Source organism: Brachybacterium vulturis (assembly GCF_043641765.1).
In the GTDB taxonomy this organism is placed as follows: domain Bacteria; phylum Actinomycetota; class Actinomycetes; order Actinomycetales; family Dermabacteraceae; genus Brachybacterium; species Brachybacterium vulturis_A.
Map to the genome: position 1 here is coordinate 213,829 of NZ_JBHZRO010000001.1, position 20,012 is coordinate 233,840.

A 20,012-nucleotide genomic window follows, 5' to 3' on the forward strand; every position below is an offset into this window, starting at 1 on the left:
GTGTCAGCTACTCATCTTGCGGAGGTGGGAGGCGGCCCAGGCGAGAGCGATGGACACCACGGCGAGCATGATGAACCAGGTGTTCGCATATCCGATCTGATCCTCGCGGCTGAACAGCATGTACGCCTGCAGTCCGTAGGTCATGGTGGCGTCGATGGGCCCGCCCTGGGTCATGTACAGCATCTCGGTGCTGGCTTCGAGCACGCGCAGGCGCAGCACGAGGACGAGCACGATCATCGGGATGAGCAGCGGCAGCTGGATCCGGAAGATCACGCTGAGCTCGCGGGCGCCGTCGACGCGAGCGGACTCCAGCAGCTCTCGCGGGACGGTGGAGAGCCCGACGAGGAAGAAGATCACCGTCTCGCCCAGGACCCGCCAGATCGACATCGCGGCGATCGCTGCCAGTGCGGTATCGGCATCTCCCAGCCAGTCGATGCTGAGGGACGAGCCGAGCTCCCGGAGGGTCTGGGTGATCACCCCGACCGTCGGATCGTAGATCCACATCCACATCTGGAACACGATCGCGGCCGGCAGCACGACGGGGAAGTAGAAGATCGCTCGGTAGAGGTTCTGGAAGTGCTTTCGTGCGAGCCGGTCGATCGCCAGCGCGATGATCAGCGCCAGGAACATGCTCGGCGGTACATACAGCAGGAAGTACTTCAGAGCGATCCAGGCGCTGTGCCACATCTCGGGATCCTGGATCCAGTCGATGTAGTTCTGGAATCCCGCGAACTGCTGACGGTTCATGATGAACTCGTAGTCGAAGAACGTCAGGTACACCGAGCGGGCCAGCGGATAGACCACGAAGACGGCGGTCAGGGCGATTGCCGGCAACGCCAGGCCATAACCCCACCGGAGGTCATGCCAGCGGGAGCTCGTGAAGTAGTTGCTCTTGCGGGTCGGGCGGCGAGCCGGGATCGCCAGTCCCGACCCGGCCCCGGCCCCGGTGCGGTCACCGGAGCCGGGGCCGTCGGTCTGCCGGATACGTGCGTCAGTCATCCAGGGTCACTCGTATTCTGCGAAGGCGTCGGCGAGCGTCTGCGCGACGTCCGCCGGATCGAGGTCGTCCGCCATCATCCGCTCGACCTCGGTGCGGAAGTTCGGCGCCATGACCCCCAGGAATGCATCGTTGGCGGGCATCCCGATCGCCGTCTCCAGCTGGGAGTACGCGAGCTCGAGGTGAGCCGGCAGCTCCGGGACGATCTCCCGCAGATTCTTCAGCGGCGGGAGAGCGTTGGCGACCTCGACGGACTTCGTGACCCCCAGCTCACCGAGGAACCCATCGGTCATGAACTTCACGGCGACCTCGGGCATCGCAGCACCCTTGGGGACGACGGCTCCCGTGTCCCAGAAGAAGGTGCCGTTCGTGTCTCCGGTCAGGTTGTGCCGATAGGTGACGTCGTCTTCGGGCAGCCCCTGGTTGATCGCCCCGCGCACACCGGACTGCCAATAGGTCATGGACACCTCCTTGCCGGCATAGAAGGTCTCGACGGACGCCTTGGGCGTCTGGGAGTTCGGCGGCATGGACGGGATGAGCGCCTTGAGCACCTCGAGGGCCCGGACCGCCGCATCGGTGGTCATGTCCACGGTGCCGTTCTCGGCGAAGATGGAGTCGCGGTCGCTGAAGGAGGCGAGGATCGGGAGGTAGGCGCGATGGAACTCGGTCCAGTCCGCGCCGTAGTGGTACATGTCCGTGGGCAGCTCGACGGATCGGGTGGCCTCGATCAGGTCGTCCCAGGTCTCCGGGGCGGAGATGCCGTGTTCCTCCTGCAGGGACGGGCGCTCGATGTAGCCGACGACATCGGCCCAGAACGGGATGGAGTACATCTTGCCGTCGTCGGCCGTCACCTCCGCGCGGGCCGCGTCGACCAGGTTGTCGGCGAACCCGGAGGGCAGCAGGTCGTCCAGCGGATGGATCGCCCCCGCGCGGGCCAGTGCACCGGTCTCCAGCCAAGGAGTGGGGCCCAGCAGCAGGTCGTAGCTGGACTCGCCCTGTCGCGCCTCGAGCGACAGCTTCTGGACCAGGGCATCGCGGGTGGATTCGGAGCTCGCGACGGGGATGATCTCCACCGTGACGCCGTCGTTGGCCTCCTCGAACTGGGAGGCGACCTCGGGCAGCCACTCCCCGGCGACGTTGCCGACCCAGCCGAAATGACCGACGCGCAGAGTACCGGTCGTCGTGCCGGTGGGGGCGGCCGCGTCGCCTCCGCTCTCGCGCGTGCCCCCGCATGCGGCGAGGGTGGCTCCGGCACCCAGGGCGGCGGCGCCGCCGATCATGCCGCGTCGAGAGACCTGACGGGGGTGTAAGCGTTTTCCGGTCGAGTGCGTCATTGCCGCTCCTGAAATGAGTTGGGGTGCACGCGGAGGTTCGTCTGAACGCTGCGTTGCGGTCGCTGCGGGGGCGACGTTACACGGGAAAGCGCTCTTACGCCACCGTGGGCGGCCTGCCGGACAGAGTGTGGTCCTCACGTGACGACCCCGCGGGGGAGCGCTTGCCGTCGGTGGCCACGAGGTGCCCGGCGACCCTCTTCTGGCGCCGGGCGGACGGCTCCCGGGGCTCCGCCGCCGGCGCCCGCAGGCGGAGAGCCACCTCGTCGATCGCGCGATGCGCCTGGTCCGCGGGCATCGCCGGCAGCGCGCCTCGGGGCCTACCCCCCGGCGGTGATCAAGCTGCGCAGGGTGTCCGACTCGCGGGGCAGGAGGGACGGGTCGTCGTCGGGGACGAACTCGAGCAGCGCGTCGCGGTCAGAGCCCTCGGCGGCCAGCAGCGCGAAGACGCGCTTCCACAGAGCGGAGCGCTCTGCCAGGGCGAGCCGCTCATGGCGCGGCCACCAGGAGAAGACGTGGATCGTCGAGGTGGCCGGGAGCACCCGCTGCAGCGTCTCCAGTGCCTGATCGGCGGGCATGCCCTGGTGGGGCTGCCAGTAGGAGAGCACGCGGGGCCGGTCGACCTCCTCCAGCAGGCGCAGGGTCGAGTCGATCTCGTCGGTCAGGGTATGAGCGTGGAACTCGAGGCCGAGGTCGATGCCGTCCGCGGCGGCGAGATCGGCGAACTCCTGGATCCGGCGGACTGTCGTGGCCCGCTCCTCGGTGGTGGCTGTGGCCGAGCCGGTGCGGGAGGCCCAGACCCGGATGCGCGGAGCGCCGAGGGCGCGCGCCGCGGCGAGCACCGCCTCGCCCTCGGCGCGAACCTCCTCGTCGGTGCCGAGGAAACGCAGGTATGAACCGTACGAGGCGACGGCGAGCCCGGACTGCTCGGTGAGCGCACGAGCGTGCTCGGCGGCGGCGACATCGCCCGGCGGGACGTGGGCGTCCCCCGCCCACTCGATGCATTCCAAGCCGGCGGCCGCGGCATGGTGCACCACGGATCCGGCATCGAGATCGCGGAAGGTGACGGAGCAGAGTCCGGGGCGGATCATGGGCGGGTCCTCCTGCGTGGGGCGGCCGACGCGCCGGGACGTCGGGGCGACGGTGGCGGGGCGGCACGACGGAATGCGAGTGCCACCAGGGCAACGAGGGTATCGGCTGCACGGAGGTCGGGATCCGGTGGTGCGCGTGAATGCGTGCCGAATGCTCTGGTTCCGCTCCGATCGATCTCCCCGAAGATCCCCGGCAAGCGTTTGCCAGTAGACTCTCGGCGAGATTCGCATCGAGTTCCAGGAGGCCACGATGGCATCGGTCGACCCACCCGGTGGCGAGACGCCCCCGAATATCCTGCTGCTGGTCACAGACGACCAGGGAGCATGGGCGATGGGGTCGAGGATGCCGGAGCTGCACACGCCCGCGCTCGACCGACTGCAGCGCGAAGGGATGAGCTTCGAGACGTTCTTCTGCGCATCCCCGGTCTGCTCCCCGGCCCGCGCGAGCCTGACCAGCGGGCGGATGCCCTCGGCGCACGGGGTGCACGACTGGATCCGACCCGAGGCCCTCGCCCGCACCGGATCGCCCGAGCCGCCCTTCACCCCGGATTTCCTGGACCGCGCCACCGGCGCCGATTCGCTCGCCGACATGCTCTCCCGCGAGGGGTACCGCTGCGGGATGGTCGGCAAGTGGCACCTGGGATCCTCCCACCGACCGGCTCCCGGCTTCGACTACTGGTGGGCCCATCAGCTGGGCGGCGGACCCTATCGCGACGCCCCCATCTGGCGGCACGACCCGAGCAGTGGCCGTCCGGTCGTCCCCGCCGAACCGACCACGGAGCCCGAGTACCTCACCGACGCGATCTCCCGCCAGGGCCTCGACGCTCTGAGCCACCTCGCCGGGGAGGGCGCCCCGTTCTTCCTCCAGGTCAACTGGACCGCCCCGCATGACCCCTGGTTCGACGGGAACCACCCGGAGGATCTGCTCGCCCTCTACGAGGACACCGACTTCCCCTCCGTGCCGGAGGCGGCCGCGCATCCCTGGTTCCTCCCGCAGAACTTCCCTCGGGCCGTGGCCGACCGCCACGGCGCGCTGGCCGGCTACTGCGCCGCGATCAGCGGCGTGGACCGCAGCATCTCCGTCCTGCTGGACGATCTCGAGGGCCGCGGCCTGCTCGAGGACACGATCATCATCTTCACCTCCGACAACGGGTTCTCCTGCGGGCACCACGGCATCTGGGGGAAGGGGAACGCGACCGCCCCGCTGAACTTCTGGGAGCCGTCGATCTCGGTCCCGTTCGTGGTGCGCTGGCCGGACCGGATCCCCCCGGGCGTGGCCGATGCGCGGCCGGCCTCCGCCGTGGACCTCTTTCCGACGATCGCCGAACTCACCGGCGCGACGCCGCTCGAGGACCCCCTGCGGGCCGGATCTTCGTTGGCCCCCCGCCTGCGCGGTGCGGGCGATGAGACCGCCGTGGAGTCGGTCGCCCCGATCGTGATCCACGACGAGTACGGGGCGAATCGGATGCTCCGCACCGAGCGGTGGAAGCTCGTCGTCCGCCGGGACGGCCCCACCGAGCTCTACGACCTGCGGGAGGATCCCGAGGAGCAGCACGACCTCTCGCAGGACCGGGCGCATGCGGCCCTCCGCCACGAGCTCCGGCTGGAGTTGGCGGAGTGGTTCGACCGGCATCAGGCGCACCCGCTGAGCGGCTGGAGGACCGAGGTGGACGGCACCGGACAGACCGCGCCGGTGGCGTGAGCCGGTCGCGAGCCGGCGTGCTCACCGCGCCGGACCCCGCCCGGCACGTGGGAGTCGAGCTGCGCATGCTCCCTCGGGTCCCGCAGCACTGCGCAGTGTTGAGGTCTTGAAACAGCGGTGAAAAGATAGCAATCGAGGCACGACGGCGAAGGGTGATTCGGTGGCGGACACGACCGACTCGGTGTGGAGTCGCAGCGGAGGCCGGGGTCTGAAGTTCGAGGTGCTCGCCTCGCAGCTGCGCAGTCGGATCCTCTCGGGCATTTGGGATCCCGGGAGCAAGCTCCCGACGGAGAACGAGCTGATCCGGGAGACCGGGCTGTCCCTGACCACCGTTCGCCGGGCCTATGAGGCGCTCGTCGACGAAGGGCTCGTGACGCGCCGGCGCGGCGCCGGCAGCTTCGTCAATGAACGCAGGCCGGATCGTGAGACCAGGCAGGGCCGGGTGGGGATCGTGATCCCCGAGACCGCGCTCTACTACGCGAAGGTCCTCCAGGGGCTGGAATCGACGCTCGCCTCCCGGCGCGTCTCGCTCACGCTGGCGACCAGCAACTACGAGGTGGGCCGCGAACAGGAAGCGCTGCAGTCGATGCTGGCGGACGGAGTTCGCGGGATCATCGTCACGCCGACCTTCCGCGCCGGCCGCGGCGCGGAGAACCTGCGGCGGGTCGAGACCCTCCAGCAGCTTTCCGTCCCGGTGGTCCTGCTGGAGCGTTCGCTGCCGGAGTGCGGTGCGGCGGACCCCTCGGAGCACGTCGTCTCCGATCACGCCGGCGGGGCCTTCGATGCGATGCAGCATCTGCTCGGTCTCGGCCATGAGCGCATCGGACTGGTCCTGCGCAGCTCCCCGCACACGGCTCCGGGGATCCGGGACGGCTACCGCACGGCCTGCGAGATCGACGGTCTCGCACAGATCGTCATCGGCGACGAGATGCGCGCCTGGACCGTGGACCGCGCGCGACGTGCTCTCGAGGAGCTCCTCGAGCACGGATGCACGGCGGCCCTGGTGTTCGGCGACCGTGAGGCGACCACCCTCCAGGCGGCGGCGTTCCGGCTCGGGATCAGCATCCCCGAGGACTTCGCCGTCGTGTCCTACGACGACGAGCTGGCGGAGATCGCCGAGGTGCCCCTCACAGCGGTGTCCCCGGCCAAGTACCGTTTGGGCGCGGCCGCGGCAGAGGTCATGATGCTTCGCATCGAGAGCGGGCGCAGCTTCCCCACGATGCAGCGGAAGCTGCGCCCGCGCCTGGTCGTGCGTGACTCCTGCGGCGCCGCGGCGCTCACGACGCGCCAGGTCAGCGGAGCAGGCTGAACTCCACGGGGACCCCGGCCAGCCCGCGCACGTCGACCGTCACCCGCAGCTCGCCCCTGCCCGCGACGACCTGCACGCGATCGCTGCCTGCCGCGCGGCGCACGGCGCCGCCGGCGATGGTGACGGTGACCGTGTCACGCCGCTGCGTCGGATCCGAGATGGCGTAGCGCTGGTCAGGGCCGTTGCCGCGCCGGATCAGGCACAGCGGATCGTCCGCGGTGAGCCCCTGGACCCTTGCGGGCGACCAGAAGTTCGCGGCCAGCACCTGGCCGGCGCGGACGGCCTGGACCGCGTCGTCGTTGCGGACCACCTCGACCGGCGGATCGTCCGCGGCGGCGCGGGTAGTGGAGACGTCGGCCCCGGGCAGCACGGCATAGGCGTAGCTCGACGCCGCCTCAGGATGCAGGCTCTCGAGCGTGGCGTAGACCCGGTGATGCAGGACGTCCGAGCCCTTCGCATTGTTGCGGCTCCAGCTGCCTTCGCGTTCCCGGCAGGAGGCGCGCAGATGCTGCGGGGCGAGGAAGACGTACCCGCCGACCGCCTCGATGTGCGCCCAGCGGGGGGACTCGATCTCCGTCCCGTCCGCGCCCACCTCGCCACCATCGACCAGGAGCTGCCGGCTCTGGGCGCCGAGATTGCGATGCTCGACGACCGTGCGGACCTCCGCGCCGCTGTCGGACCCGATGTCGCTGCCCAGGGCGACATAGGCGCCGGGCAGGAAGAACCAGGTCTTCCGCGCCGTCAGACCGGTCCCGCCGGGCCCGACGAGATGCTGACCGGCGAGTGCGAACTCGTCGAGCACGGCGCCGCCGGTCCACTCGTTCTCCGGGACGGCCGAGCCCCACTGCCCCCCGACCCGCGGGGGCAGGGGCGTCGCATCGACGGTCGTCCCCGGGGGTCCCTGGAGGTCGCTGGTCGCCCAGAACTCGTCGTCGAAGTGCCCATCGTCCCCGGTGAGATAGAGGTAGGTCATCCCCTGGGAGGTCTGGGCGCCGTGGTCGTTCTCGCCGTTCCCGCACTCGTACCAGGCGATGCGATCGCTGCACATGGCCACACAGGCCGACCACCCCTCGCCCCGGTACACGAGACGGTCCATCGCCGGGAAGAGATGCGCGCCCGGCGCGTGACGCCGGGCTGCGAGGTCGGAGGTCAGCAGGTCGTTGACCCGGGCCAGCCGCGGGATCGAGGCACCGTCGAGGATCGAGGTGAACGCATTGTCCTCGATCCATCCGCGGCACAGCGCCCGCCAGTGCGCGGCGGTCTGCTCATCGGCGGCGTCCGCGAGGCGCAGGATCGCCTCGATCGCGGTGCTGCCGTTGTCGATCGAGCGCTCGGTCTCCCGTGAGACCGCCCGGCCCCGCACCGCATCCATCATCTGACCTTCGTGGAGGAAGGGTGCGAAGGAGTGCTCGACGGCGCGGGTGAGGTTCTCCCGGCTCGGGTCCGTGATGTCGTGCGGGGAGCCTGCCAGCAGGGCGAAGAGCTTCGAGAGCCCGGCCAGCAGCACCAGTCCGTACGTGCCGGTGTAGCCGATCGTCCCGTGCTGGATGAAGGAGCCGTCCTCGTAGAAGCCGTTGCCCCCCTCGACGTGCTGCCACACGGGCGTGAGGCCGTCGACGGCATGGGCGAGGCGCGGTGCATCCTGGCCCACGATCGAGCGGATGATCACTCCCTGGCAGAGGTCCACCCGGTTCGCGCCCTCGGAGGTCTGCCGCCCCCGGGAGGCGGGGAACTGCTCCCAGGGGTCGGGGACGTAGTAGTCGATCGAGGCGCCGAGCAGGTCGATGTCCTGCTGGCTCAGGTGGTCGCCGAGGATCGCCATGGCATCGGCGAGGGCGCGGGGCACCCCGATCTCCCAGTGCCACCAGTTCCCGTACTCGGGCTGGTCGGGGTGGTAGGTCGCGGCGCGGAAGTCGCGCAGCGCCTGGACCGCTCGATCCCTCGTGCCCGGATCATCGTGGAAGCGGGACCCGGGTGTCGCCCAGGCGGTCGCGATCGTCGTCACCCGGCGGATCGCGGCGGTGAGGTTCGCCTCGCGCTCCCAGGGGAGGTCCGCGAACAGGGGATCGGCGCCTGCGGGGCCCAGCAGCGCGAGGTGCTCGGCCGCCTCCTCGTCAAGCCGCGTGATCGGGTCCTGGAACAGTGCATCGCCCGGGGTGTACAGATCTCTCCCGGTCAGCTGGTCGACCCAGCGCCTCCGCAGGTTCTCGAAGCCCTCGGTCTCCAGGCCGGGGACTGCCGCGGCCAGGGAGGGGAACAACAGGGCGACGGCGCCGGCGAGGCCGGCGGCGCCCGCTCCTTGCAGCAGGGTGCGGCGAGAGGGGTGCATCGTGGACTCCTTCGTCCGTGGTGATGACCGGTCCGGTGACCGGTCGGGTGGTCGATCTGGGGGAGGGCCCGGCCTGGCCGGACCCGAGGCTCACGCGGTGGTCGACAGGTGCTCCCGGTCGACGGGGGCGAGAGCGGCTTCGCCGGCGTGCAGCCGCCTCAGCTCCTCAAGGGCGCTGGCGGCCATGCGGTGCAGCTCGTTGCCGAGCGAGCCGGCGATGTGAGGAGTGATCGAGACCGTCGGCACGTCCCACAGCGGGTCGTCGGGGGCCAGATCGTCATGGACGTCCAAGGCGGCGCCGAGACGGCCGGAGACCAGCTCGGCGCGGAGCGCGTCGAGGTCCACCAGGGCGGGGCGGGCGGTGTTCACGAAGGTCGCGCCATCCGGCATCGACGAGAGCAGTTCGGCGGTGACCATCTTCTGGGTGCTGGGCACGTCCGGGGCGTGGAGGCTCACCACATCGCTGCGCCGGAACAGCTCGGGCAGCTCGACCTTGGTCGCACCGAGCTGCCTGATCGCGTCTGCCTCCACGAAGGGATCGCTGATCAGGACCTCCAGGGAGAAGGGTTGCAGCAGCTCGGCGACCATGGTGCCGATCCGCGAGGCGCCGATGAGGCCGACGACGGCGCCGTAGTTCCCGCCGGCGGAGAGGTCCAGCGTCTTCTCCCGCCCCCGGCTGCGGCGGTGCGCGGCCTCGCGGGCGAGGCTGCGCTTCCCGGCGAGCAGGATCTGGGCGAGCGTGAACTCGGCGACCGGGACCGCATTGGCCTGCGCAGCCGTGGTGACGAGGAGGTCCTCGCGCCTCCACAGGGCCTGGGAGGCGACGTGGCGCAGGGTGCCGGCGGTGTGCACGACGGCGCGCAGCCGCGGCGAACGCTCCAGGACGGCGCCGTCCACGCACGGCGACCCCCATCCCGTGATGAGCACCTCGACCTCGGAGAGCACGGCGTCCGGCGCCGCAGCGAGATCCGGGACGGTCTGCTCCACGTCGACCTCGACCATCCGGCTCAGCTGCTCCAGCTGTTCCGGGGAGAACATCGTGTGCTGGAGCCCGTGCGGCATGGCGAGCAGCGCCTTCATCGGTCGCCCTCCGGACGACCCGGGCGCGCCAGGTCGTGCGGGAGGGCGGCGCTCCCCCGCCGGGCGGGGGTGACCAGGGATCCGCGGCGGCTCAGCGGAGATGTCGTCATCGAGCGTCCAATCGTGGGCGGGGCGTCCTGCCCCGAGTCAAACAGCGAGGGAAGACAGCAATCAAGGAGTTTTGAGGTGCGCGGCGGCGACGACGATCCCCTGGGGGACGCACTCGGTGTCCCCGGTCGCTACGCTCGGAGCGACCGCCACCGCAGGAGGAGACCCCCGCCATGCCCAGCTCGATCCCGGATCGACCGAACATCCTGCTGATCATCTCCGACGATCACGGCTACGCCGACCGCTCCTCCCGCGGCAGCGCCGATGCCCGCACCCCGCAGCTGGACCGGCTCGCGGCCGAGGGGACGGTCTTCGACCAGGGCTACGTCACCGCACCGGTCTGCTCACCCTCCCGGGCGGGCCTCATCGCCGGCGCGCACCAGCAGCGCTGGGGCGCCGAGTGGTTCGACACCTCCGCCTTCCCTCCGGCCTCGCGGCAGGTCATGCCCGAGGTGCTGGGGGAGGCCGGGTACCGCACCGGCTACTTCGGGAAGGTCCACTACGGGCCCGAGCGCCCGGGGGACCGGGCGTGCCCCGAGAACCACGGCTTCGACCAGAGCCTCTACGGCCTGGCCGGGCTCAGCATGGGCCGCCTGCACTACCTCCACCACTCCCGCGAGGCGGTCCAGGAGTACGGCGAGGCCGCCGGCGCGCACGGGGTCAGCCCGCTGTACGAGAACGGTCGCGAGGTGGACTGCGAGGAGCATCTGACCGTCGAGTTCACCGATCGCGCGCTCGACTTCATGGGGGAGGGCGAAGGCGTGGGCGCCGAGGAGGCGCAGGACCCGTTCTTCTGCATGGTCGCCTTCAACGCGGTGCACAACTTCGCCTGGCAGCTGCCACAGGACGAGCTCGCGGCCCGCGCCCTGCCGCATCACGACGACTTCGATCCCGCGGCCACGGACTACCTCGACTGGTACGACGGCGCGATCTCCCCGCGGCTCGAGAACGGCCGCGAGTACTACCTGGCCCAGCTCGAGATCATGGACCGGGAGATCAGGCGGATGCTCGACCACCTCGAGGCCACCGGGCGCAGGGAGCGCACCCTGGTCGTCTACCTCACCGACAACGGCGGCTCCACCTGCAACTACGGTGACAACGCGCCGCTGGACGGCACCAAGTACAGCCTCTTCGAAGGCGGGGTGCGGGTGCCGATGATCCTCTCGCAGCCCGGCACCGTGCCCTCCGGTGCGCGGTCCGCGGCGCTGGTCTCCGCGATGGATCTGCTGCCCACCTTCGCCGCCGCCGCCGGAGCCGAGATCCCGGCGTCCGCGCCGATCGACGGCACGGATCTGCGGCCGGTCTGGGAGGAGCGCAGCGCCGGCCACCAGGCGCTGCACTTCGACACCGGGTTCCAGTGGGCAGTGCGCACCCCGGAGTGGAAGCTGCGGGGCGTGGATCCCACCACCGGGCACCGGGACCATCTGCTCGCCGTCGAGCACACCGATATCGGCGAGGGCCTCACCCTGGTGCGGATGGGCGCGGATCCGGAGCCGGGCAGCGAATCCGCCGCGGCCGACGTCTCCGCAGCGCATCCGGAGGTCGTCGCCGCGCTGACCGCGCTGCACGAGCAGTGGCGGGCGGGCCTCGCAGCCGTCTGAGCATGAGCAGCGGCCCGGGACCAGGCGGTCCCGGGCTGTCGTGACTCGGCAGCGGGGCGAGCGGAGACCGCGCGCCGTTCCCTCAGCCGCGACCCAGCAGGGTGCCCATCGGGACGAAGTCGGTGAACTCCGCATCCAGGCCCGCTGCGGGCGCGGCCGTGGTGGCCGATTCCCCGGAGCTCTCCTCGGAGGCGTCGTTGGCCGGGGCGTCGACGACGCCCGCCCGGAGCATCGTCGTCAGCTCTGCGGCCGCCCGGCGCACCCGCGCGATCTGCGGGGTCCCGTCGGCCTGGCCCTCGGTGTCGGCCCCGAAATCGGAGGAGGCCGCGAAGACTGCGGTGGACACCACCTCGGACTTGAGGTAACCGAACATCGGGCGGATGGCGAAGTCGATCGCGAGCGAATGCCGGGCCGTGCCGGCGGTCGCGCCCAGCAGCAGCGGCTTGTTCCGCCACAGCTCCATGTCCACCGCGTCGAAGAACATCTTGAACAGGCCCGAGGGGCCGACGTTGAAGACCGGGGTGACCGCGATGACCGCATCCGCGGCGCGGATCTGCTCGATGACCATCGTAAGGCGCTCGCTGGGGAAGCGGGTCAGCAGGGCATCGGTGATGTCATGGGCGTACTCGCGCAGCTCCACCGTGGTCACCTCGACCTCGGCGCCGCCCTTCCCGAGCGCCGCCGCGGACTCGCGGGTGAGCTGATCGGTGAGCATCCGGGTGGAGCTGGGGGTGGAGAGTCCGGCGGTGAGGGCCAGGAGGCGGTAGCGGGTCATGAGGTGATCCTCTCAGGAGCGGGAAGCGGGGCGGCGAGGGGGGCGGGCAGCGATCCGGGGCCGCGCGAGGTCTTGTCCCCCGGAGGACCGATTCCGGGTCGCGCATCGGTCCTCCGGCCAGCAAGAGTCGCTGGGTCAGGGGGCCGGGGCGCGCCCGGCCGGGCCGGGATCAGTTCCGGGCGTCCTCGGCGCGCAGACCGGTCCAGTTGTCGCCGGTCTCGAACTTGTAGGCGTCGTCGAAGGCGCCGTTCTTCGCCGCGGCGTCGGCGACCCGAGCGGCGTGGGTGGGTCCGTCGGGGACGTCGGCCGGACGGCGGGCGTCGAGCTCGCGACGCAGCACCGGGACCACCTCGGTGCCCAGCATCTCGATCTGCTCGAGCACCGTCTTCTGCGGGAGGCCCGCATGGTCCATGAGGAACATCTGGCGCTGGTAGTCGCCGACGTTGTCCGCCATGGACAGGTAGCGCTCGATGACCTGCTCGGGGGAGCCGACGGTCAGCGGGGTCTGGGCGGTGAAGTCCTCCATCGAGGGGCCGCCGCCGTAGACCGGGGCGTTGTCGAAGTAGGGCCGGAACTCGTTGATGGCGTCCTGGGAGTTCTTGCGCATGAACGCCTGTCCGCCGAGGCCCACGTACGCCTGGGCGGCCGTGCCATGGCCGTAGTGCGCGTAGCGCTCGCGGTACAGCTGGACCATCTGCTTGGTGTGGCTCATGGGCCAGAAGATGTTGTTGTGCAGGAAGCCGTCGCCGTAGTACGCGGCCTGCTCGGCGATCTGCGGGGAGCGGATCGAGCCGTGCCACACGAAGGGGGCCACGCCGTCCAGCGGGCGCGGGGTGGAGGTGAACTGCTGCAGCGGGGTGCGGAACTGGCCCTCCCAGTCCACGACGTCCTCGCTCCACAGCCGGCGCAGCAGATCGTAGTTCTCGATCGCGATCTCGACGCCCTTGCGGATGTCCTGGCCGAACCAGGGGTAGACCGGGCCGGTGTTGCCGCGGCCCATCACGAGATCGACGCGACCCCCGGTGAGGTGCTGCAGCATCGCGTAGTCCTCGGCGATCTTCACCGGGTCGTTGGTGGTGATCAGCGTGGTCGCGGTGGAGAGGATGATCTTCTCCGTCTGCGCGCCGACGTAGGCCAGCGTGGTGGTGGGGGAGGAGGTGACGAACGGCGGGTTGTGGTGCTCGCCGACCGCGAACACGTCCAGGCCCACCTGCTCGGCGAGCTTGCCCTGCTCGACCATGGACTGCAGGCGCTCGTTCTCGGTCGGGACCTTGCCGGTGGTGGGGTCCGGGGTGATGTCGGCGATGGTGAAGATTCCGAACTGCATGGCGTGCTCCTCGGGTCGTGGGCTGCTCTCGGGGAGCGGTGCGGCACCAGCGGTCGGTCCCGTCCTGCTCTCCGAAGTTAGTGCAACTTTAAACTACTTTGGGGTGGGTGGCAACCCCGACGTGAGCGGCGTCGCCCGACGGGACGCTGCGCAGCGCGCGGGTCCTCGCCCGCGGCGGCTCGTGGCGGCCTCGCGGAATCGGTCGTGCGCCGGTGGTCCCGATGGCAGGATGGCATGTCATGACCTCACAGAGCATCGAGACCCTGCTGGACGCGACCCGCTTGGCCGCACTGGAGACCACCGCGGGCGGCCGGATCCTCGCGAAGGTCTCCGGCCCGGATGCGAAGGGCACCGCCTACCGCAGCGCACTCGTCGAGATCGACGGCGACCGGCTGCTCCCGCTCACCCGGGGCAGCGCCTCGGTCGGCGCGGTCGCCGCCGCCGAGGACGGCACCACCTGCTTCACCGCCCAGCGCGTGGACGAGGACGGCGAGGAGGGCGAGGATGCCCAGCTGTGGGCGCTGCCCGTGCGCGGCGAGGCGCGGGAGCTCGCCTCCCGCCCCGGCGGCTTCGGCGGCCTCGCAGTGGCCGGCCGGCACCTCGTCGTCGAGCTCGAGGTGCACTCCCAGGCCGCCGACGAGGCCGAGCACCGCGTGCTGAGCGCGGAGCGCAAGGACGCGAAGGTCACCGCCGCCCTCCACGCCGGATTCCCCACCCGCTACTGGGATCACGACCTCGGCCCCACCCGGCCCGTGCTCGCGATCGCCGCCCTGCCCGACGACCTCGCCGCCGCGGAGCGCACCGCCGCCCCCGCCGCGGACCTCACCGGTGCCGCCGCCGGTTCCGCCGCGGCGGCCGCGGGCGCGGAGGACGAGGCCGCCCCCACCCAGGTGCTGCACTTCCGCCACCTGGCCATGCCCGCCGGACGCCTGGAGAGCTGGACCGTGGACCGCGAGGGCACCCGCGCCCTGGTGGCGATGGTCGACTCCCGCGACGACCTGGTCGGCGTGCCCGACCTCTACCTGCTGGACCTCGTCGGCGATCAGCCGCCGCGGCTGCTGCGCGAGGCCACAGCGGAGCTCGAGTTCGGCCCCGGCGAGTTCAGCCCCGACGGGACCCGTGCCCTGATCGGCCGGTACCGCAGCTGGACCGAGACCGCCTCCCTCACCGCCTCCGCCGAGCTGCTCGACCTCGCCACCGGCGAGTCCCGCCCGGTGTGGCCCGAGCTGGACCACTGGATCGATCCCGTCTGGCTCGATGACACCACCCTCGTCGCGACCAGCGACGAGCAGGGCCGCGGCGCGGTGTGGAGCGGCGGCGTCGACGAGCCCGCGCCGCGCCGCCTGGCCGGCGGCCCCGAGCAGGAGCTGGCCTTCTCCTCGGCCTCCGTCGCGAACGGCGCCATCATCGCCGTCGCCTCCGGGATCGCGGTGGCCCCGCACCCGGTGCGCATCGACCCCGCCACCGGCGCCGTCCAGACGCTGCCGAACCCGGCCGACCCCGTCGACCTGCCCGGCACGCTCACCGAGGTCGCCGCGACCGCGGAGGACGGCACCGACCTGCGGGCCTGGCTGCGCCTGCCCGAGGGGGAGGGGCCGCATCCGCTGGTGGTCTTCGCCCACGGCGGGCCCTGGGGCTCCTGGAACGCCTGGACCTATCGCTGGAACCCGGGGCCCTTCGTGGCCGCCGGCTATGCGGTGCTGCTGCCGGACCCGGCGATCTCCACCGGCTACGGCCAGGCGATGATCGACCGCGGTCAGCACCAGCTGGGCGGTGCGCCGTACACCGACATCATGGCGCTGACCGATGTCACGGTCGCACGGGCGGACATCGACTCCGAGCGCACCGCCTTCGCGGGCGGGTCCTACGGCGGGTACATGGCGAACTGGGTGGCCGGGCACACCGGCGACCGCTTCCGCTGCATCGTCACCCACGCCTCCCTGTGGGACACCGAGTCGATGGGGCACACCACCGACAACGCCGGCTGGGAGCGGTCGATGCGCGGCCAGAACGCGCGGTACAACCCCAAGGACTTCGTGGCCGAGATCGTCGCCCCGATGCTGGTGATCCACGGGGACAAGGACTATCGGGTGCCGATCGCGCAGGGCCACGCGCTCTGGTACGACCTCCACGAGTTCTCGGCCACCCCGCGCGACGCCGAGGGCCGCACGCAGCACCGTTACCTGTACTTCCCCGACGAGGGGCACTGGATCACCGGCCGCGGCAACGCTCAGGTCTGGTACGAGACGTTCCTGGGCTTCCTCGATACGCATGTGCGGGGCCGGGCGTGGGAGCGGCCGGCAGTGCTGGGCTGAGCGAGGGGTGCAGCGCGCACCGGTGGACGGCGCGCCGGGGACGGCCGACGGGGCGGTATCATCTGCTGTCCCGTCGGCCGTTCCCTCGAACGTCCCGTCGGGTGCTCCAGCGGCCGCCCCGGTGGCCGTTCCGTCGTCATCGCGCACGCATCCGAGGACACAGATGTCCTCGGAATCGGCCGATGCGTCACCGATCCTCCAGGAAACAACGGAATCCTGGTGCACTATGGTGCCCCTCACATCTACTGTGGGCTCGCGCCCTCCCCGGTCATCACCTCACGTCGCGACCTGCGCCGATCTGCCGGGGCCCATGGCATGGAAAGGACCACCACCATGATTCGTAGCAACACAGCCCGCGCCGCCGTGCGCGCCGGAGCGGCACTGGCCGTCTCCGCGCTCGCTCTGGCCGGCTGCGGAGGGTCCACGGGCGGCGACGAGAACGCCGAGGAGTCGTACTCCATCGGCATCTCGCAGTACGTCACCCACCCCTCCCTGGATGCCGCCCGCGAGGGATTCGTCGCCGGCCTCGAAGACTCCGGGCTGGACGTGACCTTCGACGTGCAGAACGCCCAGGGCGACCAGGCCACCGCGAACACCATCGCCGGCACCTTCGCCAGCTCCGACCACGACCTGCTGCTGGCCATCGCCACGCCGTCCGCGCAGACCTTGGCGCAGTCCATCCCGGAGACACCGGTCCTGTTCACCGCCGTCACGGACCCGGTGTCGGCCAAGCTGGTCGAGTCGAATGAGGCGCCCGGGGGCAACGTCACCGGCACGTCCGACGCCAACCCGGTCCGCGAGCAGCTGCAGCTGATCACGGAGCTGGCGCCCGACGCCGAGACGGTCGGCATCGTCTACTCCTCGGGCGAGGTCAACTCCCAGGTCCAGGTCGACTGGGCCCAGGAGGCCGCCGCGGAGATGGGGATCGAGATCCAGGAGGCGACGGTCTCGAACTCCTCCGAGGTCCAGCAGGCGGCCAACTCGCTCGAGGTCGACGCGATCTACGTCCCCACGGACAACGCCGTGGTCTCGGCGCTGGAGTCGGTCATCCGCGTCGGCCAGGAGAAGCAGATCCCGGTGATCGCCGCCGACGGCGCCTCGGTGGAGCGCGGCGCCGTGGCCACCTACGGGATCAACTACCGCGAGCTGGGTGCCCAGACCGCCGACATGGCCGTGCGGATCCTCTCCGAGGGCGCCGACCCGGCCACCATGGCCGTCGAGACCCAGACCACGCCGGAGCTGTACGTGAACCCGGCCGCGGCCGAGAAGATGGGCGTGGAGATCCCGCAGGCGATGCTGGACGAGGCCGACACCGTCGTGGGCGACGGCGCCGAGTAGGGAGCCGCCATGACGATCGCCGTCGAACTCGGCCTCATCTACGCCATCATGGCGCTGGGGGTCTACCTCACCTTCCGCATCCTCGACTTCCCTGACCTCACCGTGGACGGATCGTTCACCACCGGGGCGGCGGTCGCCGCGATCTCGATCATCAACGGGATCAACCCGATCCTCGCGATCGCGATGGCCTTCGTGGCCGGCTTCCTGGCCGGGGTGATCACGGGTCTGCTGACCACGAAGGGCAACATCAACGGCCTGCTGGCCGGCATCCTGACCCAGATCGGGCTGTACTCGATCAACCTGCGGATCATGGGCCGAGCCAACGTCCCGCTGCTGGGGGAGGAGACCGCGATCACCCCGCTGCGGGAGGCCGGCGTCCTGGGCGGCCCGCTCGGGCTCGCCGCGTTCGGCCTGCTGTCCGTCGTCCTGGCCCTGATCCTGGTGTGGTTCCTGCACACCGACATCGGGCTGGCGATGCAGGCCACCGGCGACAACGAGAAGATGATCCGCTCCTTCGGCGTCAACACCGACAACCAGAAGATCCTGGGTCTGGCCCTGTCCAACGGGATGGTCGGCGTGGGCGGTGCGGTGATCGCGCAGTACCAGGGCTTCGCCGACATCGGCATGGGCATCGGCCTCATCCTCGCCGGCCTCGCCTCGGTGATCATCGGCCAGGCGATCCTCGGCCAGCGCACCATCCTGATCGCCGCACTGGCCGTGGTCGTCGGGTCCGTGCTCTATCGGGTGGCGATCCAGATCGCCCTCGAGGCGGGCCTCGACCCCAATGACATGAAGCTGATCTCCGCCGTCCTGGTCGTGGCCGCCCTGATCGTTCCGCAATCGCGCATCTTCCGACGCCGGCGCCGGAGGAAGGCGGCCATGGGCGCCCCGGACGCCGCTGAGGAGACGCCCGGCGCCCCCGCCCTCGCCTCCCCGGCCACCGCGCCGAGCGCGACCCCGACGACCGAGAACGGGGTGCGCTGATGCTGACCGTCTCCTCCGTGGACAAGACCTTCTTCCCCGGCACCCCCAACGAGCGGCGCGCCCTCAACGGCGTGGACCTGCATCTGGAGCAGGGCGACTTCGTCACGGTGATCGGGTCCAACGGGGCCGGGAAGTCGACCTTGTTGAACATCGTCTCCGGGGACCTGCAGCCCGATGACGGCGCCGTGACCATCGCCGGCCGGAACGTCACCCGGCTCCAGGACCACCAGCGGGCCTCGTTCGTGGGGCGCGTGTTCCAGGACCCGATGGCGGGCACGGCCCCGCATCTGTCCATCCAGGAGAACATGGCCATCGCCGACAAGCGGGGGGCGGGCCGATGGCTCGCCACCGGCGTGACCCGTGCGAAGAAGCGGCGGTTCGCGAAGGAGCTCGCCGCCCTGGAGCTCGGGCTCGAGGATCGGCTCACGGCGAAGGTGGGCCTGCTGTCCGGCGGGCAGCGGCAGGCCCTCAGCCTGCTCATGGCCACCTTCTCGCAGCCCTCGATCCTGCTGCTGGACGAGCACACCGCCGCACTGGATCCTCAGCGGGCGGAGCTGGTCACGCGGCTGACCGAGCAGGTGGTGACCGAGAAGCAGTTGACCACCCTGATGGTCACCCACAACATGGAGCAGGCCCTGCGGGTCGGGAACCGGCTGATCATGATGCACGAGGGCCGGATCATCCTCGACCTCACGGAGGACGAGAAGAAGGGGCGCACCGTCAAGGACCTCCTCGACGAATTCGCGAAGACCAAGGGCGCGACCCTGGGCGACGACACGCTGCTGAGCTGACGAGCGGTGACCCGGCGCACCGATCACCACGGCGACGAGCTCCTGCGCGCCGACGGTGGTCGGGGGGAGGGCGGTGCGTGATCTCCGCTCAGAAGGCGGGCAGCAGGGTGGCGCTGTGCTCGGTCTCGAGGAAACTGCGCACGGTGTCGCTGGTCATCGCCCGGCGCAGCACCTGGATCTGCTCGGAGTCCTGGTTGTCCTCGCGGGCCACCAGCGAGATCGTGAAGCGCTGGTCCACGAGCTCCTCGAGGAGGACCGCGTCGGCCGGGGTCAGTCCCACCTTCTTGATGTAGGAGGGGTAGCTGTAGACCAGCGCGATCCCCTCCTCGTCGTAGGCCGAGGGCAGGTTCAGCAGGTCCACCTCGACGAACTCGAGGGACAGGGGGTTGTCCACGATCTCGCTGATCCTGCCCTCGAAGCCGGCGTCCTCGGGCAGCGTGATCACGCCCGCATGATGGAGGATCGCGAGCGCGCGGCCCTGGTTGGTCAGATCATTGGGGATCGCGGCCTTCGCACCCTCGGGGATCTGCTCGACGTCGGCGTACGCCTTGGAGTAGAAGCCGACCTTCGCGTCGTAGATCCCCTCCAGCACCACCAGGTTCGCGTCGTGGGCCTCGTTGAACGCCTGCATGTACGGCTCGTGCTGGGCGAAGTTCGCGTCGACCTCGCCGTCGGCCAGCAGCCGGTTGTACTGCACGTTGTCGGTGACCTGCACCAGCTCGACGGTGAATCCCTCCTCCGCGGCGACCTCGCCGGCGAGGGTGACCACGTCGGTCATCGGCGGCAGGTGGGAGGCGACCTTGATGACGGTGTCCTCGCCGCCGTCGCCGGTGCCGCCGGCTCCGCAGGCGGCGAGGGCGAGCGTGGTGGTCCCGGTGAGGGCGGTCAGGGCGAAGGTGCGTCGTTTCATGGGGTCTCGTTCCTGGTCAGGGGC

The 20,012-nt window shown here is 70.8% G+C and carries 15 protein-coding genes; 7 read left to right on the top strand and 8 right to left on the bottom strand.

What is annotated here, in order from left to right; translation table 11 throughout:
* Positions 1–3: 3 nt before the first annotated feature.
* From ACHUEU_RS00990 to ACHUEU_RS01000, 3 genes are all read right to left on the bottom strand, one after another.
* Positions 4–999 carry a carbohydrate ABC transporter permease gene (locus ACHUEU_RS00990; RefSeq protein ID WP_394214010.1) on the bottom strand — a complete coding sequence of 332 codons (996 nt, stop codon included), beginning with the start codon at positions 997–999 and terminating at the stop codon, positions 4–6.
* A 6-nt stretch (positions 1,000–1,005) separates the two neighbouring features.
* Positions 1,006–2,331 (bottom strand): ABC transporter substrate-binding protein, encoded by a 1,326-nt coding sequence (locus tag ACHUEU_RS00995; RefSeq protein WP_394214011.1) that lies wholly within the window; start codon positions 2,329–2,331, stop codon positions 1,006–1,008.
* Between the two features lie 317 nt (positions 2,332–2,648).
* Positions 2,649–3,419, bottom strand: a complete 771-nt coding sequence (locus ACHUEU_RS01000; RefSeq protein ID WP_394214012.1) for a sugar phosphate isomerase/epimerase family protein — start codon at positions 3,417–3,419, stop codon at positions 2,649–2,651.
* 250 nt (positions 3,420–3,669) lie between these two features.
* Between ACHUEU_RS01000 and ACHUEU_RS01005 the strand changes: the two genes are divergently transcribed.
* On the top strand, positions 3,670–5,121 hold the full coding sequence (locus tag ACHUEU_RS01005) for a sulfatase-like hydrolase/transferase (protein WP_394214013.1): 1,452 nt from the start codon (positions 3,670–3,672) through the stop codon (positions 5,119–5,121).
* A gap of 160 nt (positions 5,122–5,281) precedes the next feature.
* Positions 5,282–6,430, top strand: a complete 1,149-nt coding sequence (locus ACHUEU_RS01010) for a GntR family transcriptional regulator (RefSeq protein ID WP_394214014.1) — start codon at positions 5,282–5,284, stop codon at positions 6,428–6,430.
* Here the strand turns inward: ACHUEU_RS01010 and ACHUEU_RS01015 are convergent.
* Both ACHUEU_RS01015 and ACHUEU_RS01020 read right to left on the bottom strand, forming a co-directional pair.
* Positions 6,414–8,759 (bottom strand): polysaccharide lyase 8 family protein, encoded by a 2,346-nt coding sequence (locus ACHUEU_RS01015; RefSeq protein ID WP_394214015.1) that lies wholly within the window; start codon positions 8,757–8,759, stop codon positions 6,414–6,416. The genes ACHUEU_RS01010 and ACHUEU_RS01015 overlap by 17 nt on opposite strands.
* 90 nt (positions 8,760–8,849) lie before the next feature.
* Positions 8,850–9,839 carry a hydroxyacid dehydrogenase gene (locus ACHUEU_RS01020; RefSeq protein WP_394214016.1) on the bottom strand — a complete coding sequence of 330 codons (990 nt, stop codon included), beginning with the start codon at positions 9,837–9,839 and terminating at the stop codon, positions 8,850–8,852.
* A gap of 281 nt (positions 9,840–10,120) precedes the next feature.
* On the opposite strand from ACHUEU_RS01020, the gene ACHUEU_RS01025 reads away from it, so the two are divergent.
* Entirely contained in the window at positions 10,121–11,548 is a 1,428-nt protein-coding gene (locus tag ACHUEU_RS01025; RefSeq protein ID WP_394214017.1) for a sulfatase family protein, read from the top strand.
* 82 nt (positions 11,549–11,630) lie between these two features.
* On the opposite strand, the gene ACHUEU_RS01030 is transcribed toward ACHUEU_RS01025, so the two are convergent.
* A complete protein-coding gene (locus ACHUEU_RS01030; RefSeq protein WP_394214018.1) occupies positions 11,631–12,323 on the bottom strand; it encodes a CE1759 family FMN reductase in 693 nt (230 codons plus the stop codon).
* A 169-nt stretch (positions 12,324–12,492) separates the two neighbouring features.
* Positions 12,493–13,650 carry an LLM class flavin-dependent oxidoreductase gene (locus tag ACHUEU_RS01035; protein ID WP_394214019.1) on the bottom strand — a complete coding sequence of 386 codons (1,158 nt, stop codon included), beginning with the start codon at positions 13,648–13,650 and terminating at the stop codon, positions 12,493–12,495.
* A 239-nt stretch (positions 13,651–13,889) separates the two neighbouring features.
* On the opposite strand from ACHUEU_RS01035, the gene ACHUEU_RS01040 reads away from it, so the two are divergent.
* The 4 genes from ACHUEU_RS01040 (at position 13,890) to ACHUEU_RS01055 (ending at position 19,078) form a co-directional block, all read left to right on the top strand.
* Positions 13,890–15,965, top strand: a complete 2,076-nt coding sequence (locus tag ACHUEU_RS01040) for a S9 family peptidase (RefSeq protein ID WP_394214020.1) — start codon at positions 13,890–13,892, stop codon at positions 15,963–15,965.
* A gap of 333 nt (positions 15,966–16,298) precedes the next feature.
* Positions 16,299–17,303 (top strand): ABC transporter substrate-binding protein, encoded by a 1,005-nt coding sequence (locus ACHUEU_RS01045; RefSeq protein WP_394214021.1) that lies wholly within the window; start codon positions 16,299–16,301, stop codon positions 17,301–17,303.
* A gap of 9 nt (positions 17,304–17,312) precedes the next feature.
* The gene (locus ACHUEU_RS01050; RefSeq protein ID WP_394214022.1) at positions 17,313–18,287 is read left to right on the top strand and encodes an ABC transporter permease; all 975 of its coding nucleotides are present in this window, start codon (positions 17,313–17,315) and stop codon (positions 18,285–18,287) included.
* Positions 18,287–19,078: an ABC transporter ATP-binding protein gene (locus ACHUEU_RS01055; RefSeq protein ID WP_394214023.1), complete on the top strand. Its 792-nt coding sequence runs from the start codon at positions 18,287–18,289 to the stop codon at positions 19,076–19,078. Before ACHUEU_RS01050 ends, ACHUEU_RS01055 begins: the two co-directional genes overlap by 1 nt.
* A gap of 88 nt (positions 19,079–19,166) precedes the next feature.
* Here ACHUEU_RS01055 and ACHUEU_RS01060 read toward each other — a convergent pair whose 3' ends face one another.
* On the bottom strand, positions 19,167–19,988 hold the full coding sequence (locus tag ACHUEU_RS01060) for a MetQ/NlpA family ABC transporter substrate-binding protein (protein ID WP_394214024.1): 822 nt from the start codon (positions 19,986–19,988) through the stop codon (positions 19,167–19,169).
* Between the last annotated feature and the right edge of the window lie 24 nt (positions 19,989–20,012).